Source organism: Bifidobacterium sp. B4081 (assembly GCF_026537335.1).
GTDB lineage: Bacteria > Actinomycetota > Actinomycetes > Actinomycetales > Bifidobacteriaceae > Bombiscardovia.
The window spans coordinates 1,200,558-1,220,319 of sequence record NZ_JAFNMM010000001.1 but is presented as its reverse complement, the minus strand read 5'-3'; the positions used below and the strand labels follow the sequence as shown (position 1 = coordinate 1,220,319).

Here is a 19,762-nt window from a genome sequence, read left to right as displayed (position 1 = left end):
GTGTGAACGTGTCCTCAGGCTACAAAGGCGATGGGCGCTGCCAGCTCCTGGCCGGAGGCATCCCGGCGCATGTCCACGTCGGGCAGGTCGACCGGAGAACCGGCAGCGGTGCTGGCGTGCAGGGGCCAGGCGCCCACCCGGGCCAGCAGCAGGGTGTCCTGACCCTTGAGGAAGCGCTGGGAGCGCACGCCCCTCGTGCCACGGCCCTTGACCGGATACATCTCCAGCGGAGTCAGCTTGGCCGACCCATTCTCGGTGCCGGGCAGAGCCTCGGAGTCACCGGCCACGGTCAGGACCACGGCCCCGGCCTGGGTGCTCATGCCATCCTCGCCGGTCTCCTGGTAGGTCCAGCCGATCTCTCCGGCCGGCACAACCGCGAAGGTGGCGACCTGGCAGCCCTGGACCAGTCGGATGCCCACCATGCCTGCCGCATTGCGACCCTGGGGGCGAACCTTGTCGCCGGTGAAGGTCAATAGGCTGGCATCCGAGGAGATGAGCACCATGCGGTCCCCGTCCTGGCAGGGGGCTGCGAAGACCACCTGATCCTCATCCTTCAGGTCGATGACCGTCCAAGAGTCCATGGTGGTCGGGGACTCGCGGTTCCAACGTTTGACCGTGCCAAGCCGGGTGCCCAGGGCCAGGGGCCGGGTGTCGGCCATGTCGATGACGGTGACGGCGTGCTCGTCGGCCTGTGGTTCGGTGCTGGCGGTCCCGCCCAGAAGCTCGTCAGCCACGATGCCCCCGCTCAGGTTGGGGTTGGCGGTGGCGGGGATCAGCGGCAGGTCGGCCACAGGAGCGGTGATCAGCCGTCCAGCCGTGGTGACCAGGCCGTAGGTGGCCAGGGTGGTGGTGGCGAATATGGCGATGATCTGGTCGTCATGCCCCCGGTCCTGGTTGCGTGGCCGGGACCGCCAGGCGTCCAAGGCTCCTGAGGTGCTGCGTGCCAGCAGGCCGGTGGCGCTCATCATGACCGTGCAGGGCTTGTCCTCCATGTGCAGGTCGCCGCCGTCCCCGCCGCGGCTGGTTCCTCCGCTTGCCATCAGTGCGGCCTGTGGGCCGGCACCGGCCTTGCCGGGGGTTTGCTGGTCGCCGGCTGCTGCCGACTGCACGGGGGCCAGATCGCCGGAGGGCTCCTGGTCCAGGATGACCGTGCGCCTGGGCGTACCCCACTGGGCCACCGCCTGGTCCATCTCCTGGATGACCACCCGGTCAAGCTCGGCCGAGGAACCCAGAATCCGCTCCAGTTCCTCCAGCTGCTTGTTGAGGTCGTCGCGTTCGCCCTCCAGCTCGATCCTGCTCATCTTGGTAAGCCGCCGCAGCCGCAGGTCAAGAATGTACTGGGCCTGGGTCTGATCCAGGTCGAAGACCGCCATCAGCTTGGTCTTGGCCGCATCCGCATCGTCCGAGCTGCGAATGACCTGGATGACCTCGTCGATGTCGACCAGGGCCAGCAGAAGACCCTCGACCAGATGCAGACGTTCCAGGGCCTTCTTGCGGCGGAACTCGCTGCGCCGATGGATGACCGTGCGCCGGTGCTCCACCCAGACCTCCAGCAGCTCCTTGAGCCCCATGGTTCTGGGCCGTCCGTGGACCAGGGCCACGTTGTTGATGGTGAAGGAGTCCTCCAGGGGCGTGTACTTGAAGAGTTTGCCCAGGACCTTGCCCGGGTCGAATCCCGTCTTGATCTCGATGACCAGGCGGGTCCCGTTGTGCCGGTCGGTCAGGTCGATGGCGCTGGAGATGCCCTCCAGCTTGTGGTTGCGCACCCCATCCGAGATGCGTTCCAGAACCCGTTCGGGTCCCACCATGAAGGGCAGCTCAGTGACCACGATGGCCTTCTTGCGGGCGGTCACGTTCTCCAGGTGGGTGACGGACCTGGTCACGAAGGCCCCCCGGCCGTGCTCGTAAGCCTTGCGGATGCCGTCCCGACCCACGATGACCCCGCCGCCGGGCAGATCCGGGCCGGGCACGTAGCGCATGAGTTCGTCCAGGCTTGCGTCCGGGTGGGCCACCAGATACTTGGCAGCGGCCACCACCTCGCTCAGGTTGTGGGTGATCATGTTGGTGGCCATGCCCACGGCGATGCCCGAGGCTCCGTTGACCAGCAGGTTGGGGATGGCCGAGGGCAGGACCTGGGGCTCCTTGAGCTTGTTGTCGTAGTTGGGGGAGAAGTCCACCGTGTCCTGGTCGATGTCGGCGTTCATGCCCAGGGCCGCCGGAGCCAGCCTGGCCTCGGTGTAGCGGGAGGCCGCCGGTCCGTCGTCCAGGGATCCGAAGTTGCCGTGGCCGTCGACCAGGGGCAGGCGCATGGCGAAGGGCTGAGCCAGCCTGACCATGGCCTCGTAGATGGAGGAGTCGCCATGGGGGTGCAGCTTGCCCATGACCTCGCCCACGGCCCTGGCGGACTTCATGTAGGGGCGGTCGGGGTTGAGGTTCATCTGGCCCATCTGATAGATGATCCGCCGCTGGACCGGCTTGAGTCCGTCACGGGCGTCGGGCAGGGCCCTGGCGTAGATGACCGAGTAGGCGTATTCCAGGAAGGACTTGCTCATCTCCTCGTTCAGAGGGGTTTCGACGATGTGCTCCTTGACCTGCCTGGGGTCGTACCCCGCCGCCTTGCTCCTGCGATGAGTTGCCATGCTCCAGCTCCTGCTCCTTCACGTTCCGCCTTATGATAACCGGACGGTCCGCCAAAGCCTTCACCGCAGGGATGCGGTGTCGGCCTGGGGTCTGACCGTGCTTGAATGGAAGGCATGGGTCTGGATACACCTGACATGAAGGAACTGCTGCAGCCGAGTCCGCCTATCCAATACGGGGACCGGGCGGGGGCTAACCATGTTGGCGGGGCCAGGCATCTGTCCGCCGTCCTGCCAGCCCTGAGCGCCTGCCTGGGAATGCCTGTGGCCACCGACGTCCATCCGTCTGCCAAGGCTCTCCAGGAGGCTCTGGGACTGCCGGAGGCCCGGTCGGTGGTCGTCGTCCTGGTGGATGGGCTGGGATTCTGGAATCTGGTCAGCCGCCAGGGCCATGTGCCCTACCTGCGCTCGCTGCTGTCCGAGCCCATCAACCAGCGTCCCCTCTACACCAGTCTGCCCTCGACGACCGTGGCGGCCATGGGGGTCTTCGGCACCGGAACCAGCCCTGGACTGACCGGCATGACCGGCTACACCCAGCTGAACCCGGACACCGGCCAGTTGGGTCAGATGATCCAATTCAGGGGCGCTCAGGATCCCGAGCGCCTGCAGCGCCGTCCCACGGTCTTTGAGACCCTCCAGGCGCAAGGGGTCCGTGTGACCTCCTCGGGCCTGCCGCGTTTTCGCGATTCAGCCCTGACCCGCGCGGCTCTGCGTGGCGGGGAGTATCTGGCCCACAACCACTCCCGTCAGCGTCTCCTGGCCGCCTGCGAGGCTGCCCGCCAGCCGGGTCTGACCTACCTCTACATTCGCGATGTGGACAAGGTGGGCCACCACAGCGGCTGGGAGGGTGAGGAGTGGGTGGCCGCTCTTGAAGCCACCGATGCACAGCTGGCCGAGCTTCATCGCCGCCTGCCTGCCGGGACACTGACGGTGATCATAGCCGATCACGGCATGGTTGAGTCCGATCCGAACCAGCGCATTGACATTGCCCAGGATCCCGAACTGAACCGGGATGTGCGACTGGTGGGCGGCGAGCCCAGGGCGGTCATGCTCTATCTGGACCAGGGGGCGAACCCCCAGGTCGTGGCTACACGCTGGCGCGAGCGTCTGGGGGAGCGGGCCTGGGTGTTGACCCGGGACCAGGCCATCCAAGGGGGAATCTTCGGCCCTGTGGACGCTCGGATCCGACCCATGATCGGCGACCTTCTGGTGCTGGCCGGTGACCGGATCACCCTGGTGAATTCTGCAGATCAGACGGATGCCGCAACCAGGCTGCCCGGCGTGCATGGTTCATGGACCCGTCTGGAGACGCAGATTCCCTGCCTGATCGACCTGGTCTGACTACTTGCCGAAGAGGATCTCATCCCAGCTGGGCACGGCCGACCGTCCGGAGTGCTTTTTGGCCCGCTTGCTGCGGCGACCCTCCTTGGGCTGATCCTCCTGCTCGTCCTGCCTGGCATCATCGCCTGGATCCTCTTGCCGGGGCTGCTCCTGGTCCGCCTGGCTCTGTCCATGGTTCTGCACGGGCAGGACCATGGTGGATTCGTTGTCCCTGATGGGAGGATGCTCGGCTGTGTCGGGGTCCTCGGTCAGTTCTGCGCTGGGGTGGCTGGGCTCTTGCTCGGCTGTCCGCTCCTGGCTCTCCTTGGGCTTGCCATAGAGCCAGGCCGTGAGTGCCGCCTGACGTTCACCGCTCTCCTGGCCCTCCGATCCGGCGTCCTCTTCTTCGATTTGGGTAAAGGTATCCTTCTGGCTTGGAGGCCGCCTGTCGGTCTGATCGTCAATCGCTTCGGCAGGCCGATCCTGACCATGATCGTCTGCAGAATCGGCCAGCAACATCCTTGCCGCCCCGTTCAGGCAGGTCACGGTGTTGTCATGCATGTTCCAGGCCCAGCGGGCGTTGAAGATCCGCTTGTCCAGCGTGAACACGCCGTTGATGTTCCAGGGTTCGTACCCTCGTCTGGTGGCCTGCCAGGAAACCTGTGCCAGACTGACCCCAGCACGGGCCAGCACCTTGCCAATCAGTTCCTGGTAGTTACGCCCGCCCGACCCCTTGGGCGCCGGCATGGTCAGGAATTGCTCGATGGCATACTTCTTTTCGGTCTCCACCGGGGCCGCGAAACGCCGTACCAGCGCTTCGTTGACAGCGTATTGCTGAGCCACCTGCTCAGGGCGGGCGCCGGCACGCACAGCCGCCTGAATGGCCGAGACAGGCAGGGGCTTGGACTTGCCCGTCTGGGGGTCCACGTCCTCTTCCTCCTTGACCTGCTTGGCCTCAAGAATGGCGCGATCAAGCGCATCGTCGACCCTTACGGCGAAGTGCCGGTGGTCACAGACGAAGACCAGATCGCCCCTGTCGTCGACATGGTCAAAGCTGGCCACCCTGGTCCCATTCTCAGACATGCACGCCCCTATCCTCTTACGGTTCCTTTACACACCCTTAGGTATTTCCATTGTGCCCTACGGTTGGTATTTTACGTGCTTTTGAAATCGTGTATCCTATGCGCAGTACATATCGTGTGAAATGACCGGCATACGAGGTGGCCGGCCGAACAAGGAAAGGGTACACGATGGCACAGGATTACGATACCCCGCGCGACAAGGACGAAGACGAGGAATCCCTGCAGGAGCTGGGCAAAAGCGGCCAGGATGCCGGGGCTGACCTTGACGATGACGACGAGAACGCCATCGCTGAAGACTACGAGCTGCCTGGTGCAGACCTGAGCAATGAGGACTCTTCGGTGACTGTCATTCCCATGCAGGGTGATGAATTCATCTGCTCCAACTGCTTCCTGGTCAAGCACCGGAGCCAGCTGGCCTACACCACCCCCGACGGCAAGCCCGTCTGCAAGGAGTGCGCCGCCTGATGGCCTACGACGAGTCCTACAACGAGCCAGAAACGGTCGAGGTCCTGTTCAAATCCTTGGATGGGGCCAAGGTGCCGGAATACGCCATGCCCGGCGATGCAGGTGCCGATCTGCGAGCCAGGGTGGCCGTGGATCTGGCTCCCTTCCAGCGGGCGCTGGTTCCCACCGGCGTCGCTCTGGCTCTGCCCAACGGGTACGTCGGCCTGGTTCACCCGCGCTCGGGACTGGCAGTCAAGATGGGGGTAACCGTGCTCAACGCGCCCGGAACCATCGATGCCGGGTACAGGGGCGAGATCAAGGTGCCGCTGATCAACTTGGATCCGCGTGAGTCGGTTCACTTCGAGCCCGGGGAGCGCATTGCCCAGCTGATCATTCAGCGCTACGTACAGGCCCGTTTCGTGCCCGCGGAACGTCTGCCCGGCTCGGCGCGTTCGGATGCCGGATTCGGCTCGACGGGCCGCTGAGGCATCCTTCGGACACGGACGGCCTGAATGGGTCAGGCGCAAGTGTAGGATTGGTGCATTATATCTGGACATGGGAGGCTTGAATGGTCACTCCGGAGGGCAGCGTCTGCAGCAATGATGTCGGCGAGCAGGCCCCTTCCGGCCTGTCCTCCAGAGCCTTGGGCTGCGAGATCAGCGACGATCCGCTCAACCCTCTGATGCCCATCCGGGAGATCTGCGCCGCCCACCATCCCGGCGAGGATCTGTCCATGCTCCAGCGCGCCTATGACCGGGCTGTGGTCCAGCATGCCGACCAGAGGCGCAAGTCCGGCGAGCCCTACATCATTCATCCATTGGCTGTGGCCCAGATTCTGGCCGACCTGGGCATGGGTCCCACGGTGGTTTCGGCCGGCCTGCTGCACGACACCGTGGAGGACACCGACTACACCTTGGAGCAGTGCCGGAACGAGTTCGGCGACACGGTGGCCGGCCTGGTGGATGGGGTCACCAAAATATCCAAGATGGACTACGGTGATTCGGCCCAGGCCGAGACCATCCGTAAGATGATCGTGGCCATGAGCCGGGATGTCCGCGTCCTGGTGGTCAAGCTGGCCGATCGGGTCCACAACGCCCGCACCTGGCGCTACGTCAAGGCTTCATCGGCCCAGCGCAAGGCCCGCGAGACCCTGGATGTCTATGCGCCCCTTGCCAACCGGCTGGGCATGAACGCCATCAAAACCGAATTGGAAGAACTCAGCTTCAAGACTCTCTATCCCAAGATCTACCACGAGATCGTGGTGCTGGTCTCCCGCAGGGCGGGCCAGCGGGAGGTCTATCTGAAGCAGATCCTAGACGAGATCCACGAGGATCTGGACGCCCAGGGCATCAAGGCCCAGGTGACCGGACGGCCCAAGGACTACTTCAGCATCTACCAGAAGATGATTGTGCGCGGGCACGATTTCGCTAACATCTATGACCTGGTCGGGGTGCGGATCATTGTGGACACCATCCGCGATTGCTATGCGGCCCTAGGCGCCGTCCATGCCCGCTGGAGTCCGGTGCCTGGGCGGTTCAAGGACTACATTGCCATGCCCAAGACCAACCGCTACCAGTCCCTGCACACCACGGTGGTGGGCCCGGGCGGTAAGCCGGTGGAGATCCAGATCCGCACCTGGCAGATGCACCGTCGTGCCGAGTTCGGCATCGCCGCCCACTGGAAGTACAAGGAGAACGGGTCCGCCGGCCGCGAGCTCTCCCAGCCGGACAAGTCCGACGTCAAGCGTGAGCGCCAGGAGGGGGAGCTGAGCCAGGAGGACAACCTGACCTGGATCCAGCAGCTGGCCGACTGGACCAGCGAGACCCCTGACTCCAACGAGTTCCTGGGCTCCCTGAAGGACGATCTGGGTTCGGCCGAGGTCTATGTGTTCACCCCCAAGGGCAAGATCATCTCCCTGCCGGCCGACTCCACACCCGTGGACTTCGCCTACGCCGTCCACACCGAGGTGGGGCACAGAACCATGGGCGCCAGGGTCAACGGTCGTCTGGTCCCCCTGGACACCAAGCTGCGCAACGGGGATACGGTGGAGATTCTGACCAGCAAGTCGGACACCGATGGACCCTCGCGTGACTGGCTCAGCTTCGCCAAGAGCCCTCGCGCCCGCAGCAAGATCCGTCAGTGGTTCAGCAAGGAGCGCCGTTCGGAGACCATCGAGGAGGGCAAGGACGAGCTCATCCGCGCCATGCGCAAGCGGAACCTGCCCGTGGCCACCCTGCTGACCCCCGAAGCCATGGTGGGCGCCGCCGACGAGCTCAACTATCCCAATGAGAAGGCGGTCTACGCCGCCATTGGCGACGGACAGGTCTCCACTCAGAACGTGATTTCGCGTCTGGTCCATGACGCCGGCCGGTCGGCCCTTGAGGACGAGGTGGAGCAGGAGGCCATTCCCCTGCAGCGGGTCGCCAAATCCAGTCGGCCGGAGACCTCCCAGGGGATCTCGGTCAAGGGCGTGGACGATGTCTGGGTCAAGCTGGCCCGTTGCTGCACCCCGGTGCCGGGAGATCCCATCACCGGGTTCATCACCCGCAACCAGGGCGTTTCGGTTCATCGGTCCGACTGTCAGAACCTTCTGGACCTTCGCAAGAAGCAACCCGAACGGATCATCGAGGTCTCCTGGACAGGCAAGCAGGGCACCTTCATGGTCCAGATCCAGGTGGAGGCCCTGGATCGGCCCCACCTGCTCTCCGACATCACTCAGGTGCTGTCCGACCACGGCGTCAACATCCTGTCTGGCAGCCAGTCCACTGGCCGTGACCGGGTGGCGGTCAGCCAGTTCGTCTTCGAAATGGGCGACCCCCAGCATCTGAACACCCTCTTGTCGGCAGTCAGGAAGATCGACGGGGTCTTCGATGCCTACCGTCTGACCGGAGCCAAGGGTTCGGCCAGCCCCCATATGCGGGCCATCTGACCTTCCATCTCAACCACCGCTATGTCCGCTTTTCCTCTACACTCTTGCGACGGCAGGGTCACTTGCTTTCGGCCTTGAACTGAAAGACGGTTATCAACGGTGGTTACGGAAGGGCCCCCGGTGGTCGATGACCAGGCCGGGGGCCCTGAAGCAGTCAGATGCGATCAGCGCACGGCGTTCATCCACTGCTCCTTGGTGGCCTTCTCGGCCTCAAGCTCCTGCTTCTTAGCCGGATCCTGCTCGGCGGCGATCCGACGGTCCAGATCCTCAAGCTGGGCGGCCAGCTGCTGCTCGAAGCTGGAGACGCGGGCATCGGCCTCGGGGTCCGACTGGTTCCAGGCTGCATCCTCCACGGCCTTGATCTGCCGGTCCACAGCATCCATCCTGCCTTCGATCCGGCGCACGTCGTCACGGGGGACAAAGCCGATGCCGTCCCATTCCTCCTGGATCTTGGCCAGCTCCTGCCGGGCCTGCTTGGCGGCCTTGGCATCCTTGACGGGCAGCAGAGCCTCAGCCTTGGCCACCAGGGCTTCTTTCTTGGTCAGGTTTTCGCGCTCGTTGACCGAGGTCTTGTCCCGGTCTGCCTGACGGGCGTTGAAGAAGACATCCGCGGCCTGACGGAACCGGGCCCAGAGGGCATCGTCATCCTGACGTCCTGCCCGTCCGGCCTGCTTCCAACGGTCCATAAGCTCGTTGAACTGGTGGGAGGTGGGTCCCCAGTCGGTGGAGTCCTTGATCTGGTCGGCCTCGGCGATGATCTCCTCTTTGATCCGCTTGGTCTCTGTCCGTTGGGCATCACGCTGCTGGGCCCACTTGCGGCGGGCCTGGTTGAAGGTGGTGCGGGCGGAGGAGAAGCGCTTCCAGAGCGCGTCCGCGTCGGCCTTGTCGATGCGGATGGTGGTGCGCTGGTGGTGCTGCCACTGCTCGAAGAGGGAACGGAACTTGTCCGCTGTGGAACGCCAGTTGGTGGAGTCGCCCAAGGAGGCAGCCAGCTCTTCGGCTTTCTCCACAATGGCGGTCCGCTCCTTGATGGCCTTGGCCATGGCATCCTTGCGTGCCTGCGCCAGCTCGGCCTTGCGCGCCTGCCCCTGTTCGGCCAGCTGGTCCAACTGCGTGCGGAGGGCTGCGAGGTTGCCGACGGCCTCGGGCTGGCTGGTCTCCTCCTTGAGTGAGGTTATGGACTCGTCAATCTCGTGGGCCTTGATCTTAGGGCTGCGCAGCCTGGAGGCGAAGAGGTTCAGCTTCTCCTTGAGGTCCAGGTAGCGGCGGGCGTAGAGGTTTAGGGCCTCCTTGGCATCAGCGTTGGGGAACTGGCCCACCTGGCGCTCCTGGTCGCCCTCGCGGACGAAGACATTGCCCTGCTCGTCCACCCGTCCGAAGGCTTCTGCCTTGTCGATCTCCTCCTGGCTGTAGGTGGGAGCGGCCGAAGCGGCCTTGACATGAGGGGCCTTGTGGGCCAAAGCCGCAGGGGAGGGAACTGCCTTGGGCTTTGCCGGCGGCTCAGCCGGTACCGGTGCGCTCTGGGTCTGTCCGGCTTCGGGTGTCGTGGCAGCGGCGACCTGGCCCGCCGCATCCGCGGTGTGCTCCTCCTGCGGTGTCGAGGTGTTCTCGGGTGTGATGGCGGTGTTGTCGGCCATGGCCAGCTCCTTAGGCTTGTGTGTTGGAGAGATCGCAAAATATGGCAGTACCATTTTCCTTGACCTCCTATAGTATAGGTTCTTATGGCAAAAGGCACATCTCTATCCGGTTTCCCTGAATGGCTTCCTTCACAACGAGTGGTGGAGCAGCGCGTTATCGACACGCTCCGCAAGGTCTTCGAATTGAACGGCTACATCGGCATTGAGACCCGGGCAGTCGAAGAGGGCTCCAGCCTGCTCAAGAAGGGGGAGACCAGCAAGGAGATCTACCTGCTCTCCCGGCTGCAGGATCTGGGCCAGGAAAAGGATGTTCCGGTGGAGCGTCGGCTGGGCTTGCATTTTGACCTGACCGTGCCGCTGAGCCGCTACGTGGTGGAACACAGCAACGACTTGACCTTCCCCTTCAAGCGCTGGCAGATTCAAAAGGTCTGGCGGGGGGAGCGCCCCCAGGAGGGACGGTTCAGGGAGTTCGTCCAGGCTGATATTGATGTGATTGGCAACGGGGAGCTGCCCGACCACTACGAGGTCGAGGTGCCCCTGGTCATGCTGAGCGCTCTGGAGGAGCTGCGGGCCTTCGGACTGCCCAAGCCCACCGTGCATGCCAACAACCGCAAGCTTTCCGAGGGATTCTACAGGGGTCTGGGTCTGGAGGATGTCGAGGGCGTGCTGCGCGAGATCGACAAGCTGGACAAGATCGGCCCTGACGAGGTGGCCAGCCTGCTGGTCAGTGAGTGCGGTGCCAACCAGGACCAGGCCAGGGCCTGCCTGGATCTGGCTGAGCTGACTGCCGACGATGGCGAGCAGCTGCGCCAGCGGTTCGACGCCCTGGTCGACAAGGTTGGCATCGACAAGCAGTCTTCTTCATACTCCTTGGCCATTGAGGGGCTGGAGACGCTGGCCATGATCATCGACGAGGCTGCACGCATCCGGCCGGGCTCTGTCATCGCCGACCTGAAGATCGCCCGCGGCTTGGACTACTACACCGGCTCTGTTTATGAGACTTTCCTTGAGGGGGCGCAGTCCCTGGGATCCATCTGCTCCGGCGGTCGTTATGACAACCTGGCCAGCCATGGCAATCGCACCTACCCGGGTGTGGGGCTGTCCATCGGGCTTTCGCGCCTGCTCTCCTACCTGTTGGCCCAGGGGGTTCAGGCCTCTCGGGTCTCCCCAGCGGCGGTCATGGTCGCTGTTTGGGACGAGGAGGATCGCACCGTCAGCAACCATATCGCCCAGGACCTGCGTGCCAGGGGGATCGCCGCTGACGTGGCACCCACCGCAGCCAAGATCGGCAAGCAGATCCGCTATGCCGACCACCTAGGCATCCCCTATGTCTGGTTCCCCGCCAAGGAGGGCCAGCAGGAGGGTGACCAGGTCAAGAACATCATTACCGGTGAACAGATTCCGGCTGACCTGGTGTCGTGGACGCCGGATAGCCTGTATGCCCGGCAGAGTGTGGAATACCAGGCCTGACGCACGGGCAGGCCGAGCATTATGGAGGTACAGGAAAGCATGGGCCAGTCGGCTTACAGAACCAGCTACGCCACGGATGTCACTGAAGATATGGTCGGTCGCCAGGTCACGGTGGCCGGTTGGGTGGATCGCCGCCGTGATCACGGAGGTGTGGCCTTCATCGACCTGCGTGACCGCTCCGGTCTGGTGCAGATCGTCATCTATGACGAGGAAGAGGCCCGGCCCCTGCGCAGCGAGTACGTGATCCAGGTCACCGGCAAGGTTCGCGAACGTCCCGAGGGCAATGACAACGAGCACCTGTCCACCGGGCACATCGAGATCGTGGCCGACAAGATCGAGGTTCTGGCCAAGTCGGCCGCCCTGCCCTTCCAGGTGTCCACAGCCCTGGAGAACGAGGCCGAGAACAAGCTGCCCGGCGAGGATGTGCGGCTGCGCTACCGTTATCTGGACCTGCGCCGCCCCTCCATGCAGCGCAACATCCGCCTGAGGGCCGCCATGAACCGTGCCGCCCGTGCCGCCCTGGACAAGATGGACTTCTGCGAGATCGAGACGCCAACCCTGATCAAGTCCACGCCCGAGGGTGCCCGCGACTTCCTGGTCCCGGCCCGCCTGGTGCCCGGATCCTGGTATGCCCTGCCGCAGTCCCCCCAGCTACTCAAGCAGCTGCTGATGGTGGGTGGCTTCGAGCGTTACTACCAGATCGCCCGCTGCTACCGCGACGAAGACTTCCGCGCCGACAGGCAGCCCGAGTTCACCCAGCTGGACATCGAGATGAGCTTTGCCTCCCAGGAGGACGTAATGGCCATGGCCGAGCAGGTCATTGCCGAGGTCTGGAAGGCTGCAGGATTTGAGGTCACCTTGCCCATCCCTAGGATCAGCTGGCAGGAGGCCATGGACAAGTACGGCTCCGACAAGCCCGACCTGCGCTTCGGCAACCCCATCGTCGAACTGACCGACTACTTCAAGGACACCCCCTTCCGGGTCTTCCAGGCCCCCTACTTGGGCGCCGTGGTCTACCAGGGTGCGGCCAACCTGCCCCGCAGGCAGTTCGATGCCTGGCAGGAATGGGCCCGCCAGCGGGGTGCCAAGGGCTTGGCCTACGTCCAGTTCACCGGCGAGGGCACCCTCAAGGGACCCGTGGCCAAGAACCTGTCTGATGCCGAGCGTCAGGGCCTCAAGGAGGCTGTGGGTGCTTCGGATGGCGATGCCGTCTTCTTCGCAGCCGGTCCCCGCGAGGCCTCGCAGACCCTGCTGGGTGCGGCCCGTGTGGAGATCGCCCGTCGCCAGGGACTGCTCAAGCCCGACGAATTCGCTTTGACCTGGGTGGTGGACTTCCCGCTCTTCAAGCCCACCGACGACCCGGATGACGACGATGTGGCCGTGGGCCATTCCAAGTGGACCTCCATGCATCACCCCTTCACCATGCCCTCGGCCGACTGGATCGACCGCTTCGACAAGGATCCCGAGCACGCCATGAGCGACTCCTACGACATCGTCTGCAACGGTGAGGAGATGGGCGGCGGCTCGGTGCGCATCCACCGCGACGACATCCAGGACCGAATCTTCAAGGTGCTGGGTATCGGCCCCGAGGAGGCCCAGGAGAAGTTCGGCTTTTTGCTGGATGCCTTCAAGTACGGCGCTCCGCCCCACGCGGGCATCGCCTTCGGCTGGGACAGGACCGCCCAGATCCTGACGGGAGCCGACTCCATCCGCGATGTCATCGCCTTCCCCAAGTCCGGTGGTGGCCAGGATCCCATGACCGGTGCCCCTGCGCCCATTTCCGACCAGCAACGCGCCGAGACCGGCGTGGACTGGGAGCCGGATCAGGAGGATGCCGACTGAGCGCACTTCGTCACTGATCGACGAGAGACTATAAGGGCTGGAATCCTGCGGGAGACCGGCCCTTATTGTTTTTGTCCTTCTATGCATTGGCGGGTCAATCGGTCGCGCTTGGCCAGGGGCTCCGCTTTTCATGAGAACCGTTTCTATGGCCGTTCTGCAACAAAGGATGAGTAAACTGCCCAATATGAGCGAAACAACCAAACAGCCGTCGGAGCGGATTCTGCCGGAGAAACCGGCTTCGGACCGCCCCGTCAAGGACAAGTCCGGGCCGCTGGTCGAGCTGGCCCACGTCGAGAAACATTTTGGCAGCCTGCACGTCCTCAAGGACATCAACCTGCAGGTCGACACCGGCGAGGTGCTGGTGGTGGTCGGGCCCTCAGGTTCCGGCAAGTCCACCATGTGCCGAACTATCAATCGCCTGGAGTCCATCGACTCCGGTGTCATCAGGATCGAGGGGGAGCCCCTACCCCAGGAGGGACGAGACCTGGCTCGGCTCAGGGCCGAGGTGGGCATGGTCTTCCAGTCCTTCAACCTCTTCGCCAACAAGACCATCCTGGAGAACATGACCCTGGCGCCCATCAAGGTGCGCCACATGCCCAAGAAGGATGCCGAGGACCTGGCCATGGACCTCCTGGCGCGGGTGGGCGTGGAATCCCAGGCCTCCAAGATGCCCTCCCAGCTCTCCGGCGGCCAGCAGCAGCGTGTGGCCATCGCCCGTGCCCTGGCCATGCAGCCCAAGATCATGCTCTTCGACGAGCCCACATCAGCGCTGGACCCGGAGATGGTCAACGAGGTGCTGGATGTCATGATCCAACTGGCCCAGGAGGGCATGACCATGATCTGTGTGACCCATGAGATGGGCTTTGCCCGTCAGGCGGCCGACCATATCGTCTTCATGGCCGACGGGCGGATCCTGGAAAAGGACGACCCCGACGATTTCTTCGACCACCCCAAGACCCAGCGGGCCGCCGACTTCCTGTCCAAGATTCTGACCCACTGAAGCAGGAGGGAAGCGTATCCGCATGAATGCAAGCATGCATGGCATGGGCCGGCCGTTGAAACGGCTGGCCAGGAATCTGACCGCAATCCTGTGCGCACTGGGTTGTCTGGTCTCACTGGCGGCTTGCGGCTCCGACAAGGAGGCAGGCAAGATCCGGGTGGGCATCAAGTTCGACCAGCCTGGTCTGGGCTTCAAGAAGGCCGGGACCTATGTGGGCTTCGACGTGGACGTGGCCACCTACATCGCCGACAAGCTGGGGTACAGCGCCGACGACATCGTCTGGAAGGAGGCCCCCTCCAAGCAGCGGGAGGCCATGCTCCAGAACGGCGACGTGGACATGATCCTGGCCTCCTACTCCATAACGGACGAGCGCAAGCGGGCGGTCTCCTTCGCCGGACCATACATCGTGGCCGGCCAGGACCTGCTGGTGCGCAAGGAGGACCATCAGATCCGCGGCCCCGAGGACCTCAACGGCAAGCGCCTGTGCTCCGTGACCGGATCCACCTCGGCCGTCACTGTCAAGAAAAAGTTTGCCAAGGAGGTCCAGCTGATGGAGCAGCCCGGCTATGCCGAATGCGCCACGGCCCTCTTCTCAGGCATCGTCGATGCGGTCACCACTGACGACATCATCCTGGCCGGGCTGGCCTCCGCCTCCCGTGGAAGGCTGCGGTTGGTGGGCAAACCCTTCACCCAGGAGTACTACGGCGTAGGCATCAAGAAGGGGAATACCAAGCTGGCCCACAAGATCAACGCGGCCCTGGCCGACATGGAGGCCAACGGCTCCTGGCAGCGGGCGCTGGAGAACAACACCCGGGGCACCCACTACAAACCCGACCCGCGATTCAACCCGCCCAAGCCAACGGAAGGAGAGTGAGATGTCAACCATCATCGAACTGTTTTCCGACTACGACATCCCGGCGGCCTTCTGGGTCAACATCCAACTGACCCTCTGGTCGGCCCTCTTCTCGCTGATTCTGGGCATCATCCTGGTGATCATGCGTATCTCGCCCATCTCCTCCCTGAGGGCCGTCGGCCGAGGGTATGTGGAGTTCTTCCAGAACATGCCTCTGACCATCATCATGGTCTTCATGGTCCTGGGGGCCTTCGCCCAGCTCAAGATCAGCTTCTCGCCGGAATTCTCCGTCAACTTCTTCTGGCTGGCGGTGACGGGCCTGTCCCTGTATACGGCGGCCTTCGTCTGCGAGTCCCTGCGCTCGGGCATCAACACGGTTCCTCTGGGCCAGGCCGAGGCGGCCCGCGCTCTGGGGTTGAGCTTCTTCCAGTCGGCCTCGCAGATCATTCTGCCCCAGGCCTTCCGCGGGTCGGTGGCGCCCCTGGGCAACACCTTCATCGCCCTGCTGAAGAACTCCACCGTGGCTGCAGCCGCTTCCGTGGCCTCCGAGAGCTCCTCCCTGATGAGCGAGATGATCGAGTTCCACGCCAACGCCATTGTGGCCATCTTCCTGATTTTCGCCCTGGGATACGTGATTCTGGTTCTGCCCATCGGAGCCTTGACCACGTACCTGTCCAACAAGCTGGCAGTGAGGAGGTGAGCGGCCATGGCACAGGACAATGAGAGCTCGCTGCTCTTCGATCAACCCGGCCCCAAGGGCCGGCGCACCATACGAATCGCCAACTGGATAGCCGCCGTCATCTTCGCCATCGTGGTCATCCTGGTGCTGATGAGGCTGCACAACCCTCCGGACGGTGAGAACCAGCTGAGCTGGGAACTCTGGCGCCCGGCCCTGGACTACGAAGCCTGGTCGGACTTCTACCTGCCCGGGCTCTGGCTGACCATCAAGGCCTCGGTTGTTGCCGTGATAGGCTCGGTCATCTTCGGATTCGTCTTCGGCATCGGCCGTCTGCTGCCCAACGGGCTGGTAAGGGCAGTCTCAGGCGTCATAGTGGAGTTCTGCCGGGCCGTCCCGGTGCTGATGATGATGATCTTTTTCTGGCGCTGGTTCGCCTTTGCTGGAATCAGCCAGGCCTCCTACTGGGCCGTCGTGCTGGGCCTGATCCTCTACAACGGCTCCGTGGTGGCTGAGCTGATCCGTTCGGGCGTGGGCAACCTGCCCAATGGCCAGCGCGAGGCCTCTCTGGCCCTGGGGTTGACCAGGACCCAGTCCCTGATGCAGATCGAGGTTCCCCAGGCCGTTTATGCCATGTTGCCGGCGGCCGTGACCCAGCTGGTCGTGGTCCTCAAGGATACGGCTCTGGGCTCCATCATCATGTACACGGATCTGCTGCAGGAGTCCCGTCGTCTGGGCTCCATGTACTTCAACATCCTGCAGACCCTGGTGGTGGCCTCGGTGGTCTACTTCTTCGTCTGCTTCCTGCTGTCCTACTTCGCCCGCTGGCTGCCCAAGAAGATGCAGGAGCGCACCGCCGCCCCCGCCGACTTCGTGGAGCCGGCCGCGCCTGTGGCCATCATGGATCCCTCCAATGTCAACCAGATAGCCGTGGCCAAGGAGGTGGATGAGGACCGGTACGGCGGCGCGCCGCTGCAGTACCACGCCCACCACCGTGGATCCAACGCCTCCATCCAGCACTGGAGGAAGACCCGCTACATCCAGGGCTATGACAGGACCCAGCCCGACACGCTGGTCGATCCACACAAGGCGAGCCTGGAGATTCCGGACTTCCTCAAGCCTAGACGCGGCGGCCGCTCCGACGGCGATCAGAAGGACGAGGGCAAGAAGCAAGAGGGCAAAGACCAGGACTGAACGGTCCTCAGCTCCCATGATCCCAAGCCAGTCTCCGGCCGGACTTGTGCGCCTGGCCGGATAGACTGGTGGACATGGTCCAAGAACATGCTGATTCCTCAACCGCCCCAACCGGCCAGCCCGCCTCCCTTGGCGACCTGGTTCCCGAGGCGGGAGGCCCTCGCAACCTGACCGAGGATCAGATCTACGACCGCTTCTTCTCCTGGGTGGCTTCCCGGGGCATCACCCCCTGGCCGCATCAGGAGGAGGCCGTCCTCTCCTTGGTTTCAGGCGACCATGTGATCCTGTCAACCCCGACCGGCTCGGGCAAGTCCATGGTGGCCCTGGCTATGCATTTCATCGCCCTATGCACCGGACGGCGCTCCTACTACACGGCCCCCATCAAGGCCCTGGTCTCAGAGAAATTCTTCGACCTGGTTTCGGTTCTGGGCCGCGACCGTGTTGGCATGATCACCGGCGACACCCACATCAACACGGATGCCCCGGTCATCTGCTGCACGGCCGAAATCCTGGCCAACCAGGCCTTGAGGGAGGGTCGCCATGCCGACATCGGGTGTGTGGCCATGGATGAGTTCCACTATTACGGGGATCCGGACCGAGGCTGGGCCTGGCAGGTGCCCCTGCTGACCCTTCCCGATGTGCAGTTCCTGCTCATGTCGGCCACCCTTGGCGACGTGGATCAGATCGCCCAGGACCTCGAACGCAAAACCGGGGTGGGTGTGGACATCGTTGCCGATGCCCCCCGACCGGTGCCACTGGATTACCGTTACGTGGACACCCCCCTGCCTAGCACCGTGGAGTCCCTGCTGGCCGATGGGGATTCGCCGGTCTATATCGTTCATTTCTCCCAGGATGCCGCCCTGGAGACGGCTCAGGCCCTGTCCAGCACGGGGGTCTCCGACCGGGGGCAGCGCGACCGGATCAAGGAGGCCATGGCCGGCACCCACTTCACCACGGCCTTCGGCAAGATTCTGCAGCGGCTGTTGCGCACCGGGGTCGGGGTTCACCATGCGGGCATGCTGCCAAGATACCGGCGCCTGGTGGAGCAGTTGGCCCAGGATGGCCTTCTGCCGGTCATCTGCGGCACAGACACCCTGGGGGTCGGCATCAACGTGCCCATTCACACCGTCCTGCTGACCGGACTGACCAAGTTCGACGGCTACAAGATGCGCCGTCTGCGCGCCCGGGAGTTCCACCAGATCGCCGGTAGGGCCGGACGCATGGGCTTCGATACCAGCGGACTGGTCGTGGCCGAGGCACCCGAATACGAGATAGAGAACGCCAGGGCCGTGGCCAAGGCGGGCAACGACCCCAAGAAGCTCAAGCGGATCAAACGCAAGAAGCCCCAGGAGGGGTTTGTCACCTGGGGCAAGGGAACCTTCGACAAGCTGATTGAGGCCCGTCCCGAGACCCTGACGCCGCACCTGAAGATCACCCACGCCATGGTCCTCAACGAGGTTGATCAGGGCGGGGATGCCAGGAGGCGGGTGGAGGATCTGATCGAGGACTCCCGTCAGACCCCGCAGCAGAAGGAGTATCTGCAGGACCGGGCCGACGAGATCTTCCAGACCCTGACCGATACCGGAGTCATCGAAACCGAACGGAACCCGGACGGCGGCCTGGACTACTTCACGACCGTGGATCTGCCCGAGGACTTCGCCCTGGACCAGCCCCTTTCGCCCTTCCTGCTGGCTGCCCTGGAACTACTGGATCCCGAGGATCCTGACTATGACATGAATCTGCTCTCCATGGTCGAGGCCACCCTGGAGGATCCCCGGCAGATACTCAAGGCCCAGCAGCGGCAGGCCCGAGATGCGGCCATCCAGCAGATGAAGGAGGATGGCCTGGAATATGAGGAACGGATGGAGCGCCTGCAGGAGGTGACCTGGCCCAAGCCCCTGGAGGAGCTGCTGGGGGAGGCCTTCGACCGCTACCGCCGGGACGTCCCATGGGCCAACGACTATGAGATCCACCCCAAGTCCGTTCTGCGGGACATGATCGAGACGGCCTCGGACTTCAACGGCTACATCGCCCGCTACGGAATATCCCGGTCGGAGGGGACTCTGCTGCGGTACCTGTCCGATGCCTATCGGGCTTTGAGCAGGACGGTTCCCGAAGAGTTCATGGATGAGCGGCTGGAGGACATCCTGGCCTGGCTGGGACTGATCGTGCGTTCGGTGGACTCCAGCCTGGTGGATGAGTGGGAGGCCGCAGGCAGGGCTGAAAATGGCGAAGTCCCGAGTGGGCTAGATGCCGCCCCGCCCAAGGTGGAAAACCAGGTGGTGGCGGACCGGCGGGGGCTGACCCTGCTGGTGCGCAACGCCATGTTCCAACGGGTGGAGCTGGTGGCCGCCGACCGCCCGGAGGCCCTGGCCGACCTGGATGCAGACTGGGGATACGGTCTGCGGGCCTGGAGCGACGCGCTGGACGACCTCTACGAGGACCATGAGCAGATCCTGACCGATGCCCAGGCCCGGTCCTCGGACTTCTTCAGCCTGGATGACCGGGACGAGCGTCAGGGGCACACCTGGCGGGTCCAGCAGATCTTCGACGATGTCGAGGGCGAACGCGACTGGGGCATCGCCGGCATCGTGGACCTGGATGCCGCCCAGGAGAGCGGTCAGGTGGTCTTCAAGGAATACCGGGTGGGTCCCATCGAGGAGTTGATGGAGCTCTAGG

The 19,762-nt window shown here is 64.0% G+C and carries 14 protein-coding genes; 11 read left to right on the top strand and 3 right to left on the bottom strand.

The window, feature by feature from the left end; translation table 11 throughout:
• Positions 1-14 precede the first annotated feature (14 nt).
• Positions 15-2,639: a DNA gyrase/topoisomerase IV subunit A gene (locus J3T92_RS05410; protein ID WP_267400125.1), complete on the bottom strand. Its 2,625-nt coding sequence runs from the start codon at positions 2,637-2,639 to the stop codon at positions 15-17.
• Between the two features lie 114 nt (positions 2,640-2,753).
• Here J3T92_RS05410 and J3T92_RS05405 point away from each other — a divergent pair, with 114 nt between their 5' ends.
• Positions 2,754-3,977: an alkaline phosphatase family protein gene (locus tag J3T92_RS05405; protein WP_267400123.1), complete on the top strand. Its 1,224-nt coding sequence runs from the start codon at positions 2,754-2,756 to the stop codon at positions 3,975-3,977.
• On the opposite strand, the gene sepH is transcribed toward J3T92_RS05405, so the two are convergent.
• Positions 3,978-5,039 carry a septation protein SepH gene (gene sepH / locus J3T92_RS05400; protein WP_267400122.1) on the bottom strand — a complete coding sequence of 354 codons (1,062 nt, stop codon included), beginning with the start codon at positions 5,037-5,039 and terminating at the stop codon, positions 3,978-3,980.
• A gap of 167 nt (positions 5,040-5,206) precedes the next feature.
• Here sepH and J3T92_RS05395 point away from each other — a divergent pair, with 167 nt between their 5' ends.
• From J3T92_RS05395 to J3T92_RS05385, 3 genes are all read left to right on the top strand, one after another.
• A complete protein-coding gene (locus J3T92_RS05395; protein ID WP_267400121.1) occupies positions 5,207-5,503 on the top strand; it encodes a DUF4193 domain-containing protein in 297 nt (98 codons plus the stop codon).
• A complete protein-coding gene (dut, locus tag J3T92_RS05390) occupies positions 5,503-5,967 on the top strand; it encodes a dUTP diphosphatase (RefSeq protein WP_267400120.1) in 465 nt (154 codons plus the stop codon). Before J3T92_RS05395 ends, dut begins: the two co-directional genes overlap by 1 nt.
• A gap of 83 nt (positions 5,968-6,050) precedes the next feature.
• Positions 6,051-8,411, top strand: coding sequence for a RelA/SpoT family protein (locus J3T92_RS05385; RefSeq protein WP_267400119.1), 2,361 nt, complete (start codon positions 6,051-6,053; stop codon positions 8,409-8,411).
• Positions 8,412-8,575: 164 nt separating this feature from the next.
• On the opposite strand, the gene J3T92_RS05380 is transcribed toward J3T92_RS05385, so the two are convergent.
• Positions 8,576-10,048, bottom strand: a complete 1,473-nt coding sequence (locus J3T92_RS05380; protein ID WP_267400118.1) for a DUF349 domain-containing protein — start codon at positions 10,046-10,048, stop codon at positions 8,576-8,578.
• A gap of 84 nt (positions 10,049-10,132) precedes the next feature.
• Here J3T92_RS05380 and hisS point away from each other — a divergent pair, with 84 nt between their 5' ends.
• From hisS to J3T92_RS05345, 7 genes are all read left to right on the top strand, one after another.
• Complete coding sequence (gene hisS, locus J3T92_RS05375; protein ID WP_267400117.1) at positions 10,133-11,518, top strand: histidine--tRNA ligase; 1,386 nt, start codon at positions 10,133-10,135, stop codon at positions 11,516-11,518.
• Between the two features lie 39 nt (positions 11,519-11,557).
• Complete coding sequence (gene aspS / locus J3T92_RS05370) at positions 11,558-13,360, top strand: aspartate--tRNA ligase (protein ID WP_267400265.1); 1,803 nt, start codon at positions 11,558-11,560, stop codon at positions 13,358-13,360.
• Between the two features lie 184 nt (positions 13,361-13,544).
• Positions 13,545-14,360, top strand: a complete 816-nt coding sequence (locus J3T92_RS05365) for an amino acid ABC transporter ATP-binding protein (RefSeq protein ID WP_301280166.1) — start codon at positions 13,545-13,547, stop codon at positions 14,358-14,360.
• 43 nt (positions 14,361-14,403) lie between these two features.
• Complete coding sequence (locus J3T92_RS05360; RefSeq protein WP_254477180.1) at positions 14,404-15,234, top strand: glutamate ABC transporter substrate-binding protein; 831 nt, start codon at positions 14,404-14,406, stop codon at positions 15,232-15,234.
• Between the two features lies 1 nt (position 15,235).
• Positions 15,236-15,913 (top strand): amino acid ABC transporter permease, encoded by a 678-nt coding sequence (locus tag J3T92_RS05355; protein WP_024627819.1) that lies wholly within the window; start codon positions 15,236-15,238, stop codon positions 15,911-15,913.
• A gap of 6 nt (positions 15,914-15,919) precedes the next feature.
• On the top strand, positions 15,920-17,083 hold the full coding sequence (locus tag J3T92_RS05350) for an amino acid ABC transporter permease (RefSeq protein WP_254477078.1): 1,164 nt from the start codon (positions 15,920-15,922) through the stop codon (positions 17,081-17,083).
• A 74-nt stretch (positions 17,084-17,157) separates the two neighbouring features.
• Positions 17,158-19,761 (top strand): DEAD/DEAH box helicase, encoded by a 2,604-nt coding sequence (locus J3T92_RS05345; protein ID WP_267400116.1) that lies wholly within the window; start codon positions 17,158-17,160, stop codon positions 19,759-19,761.
• Position 19,762 lies beyond the last annotated feature (1 nt).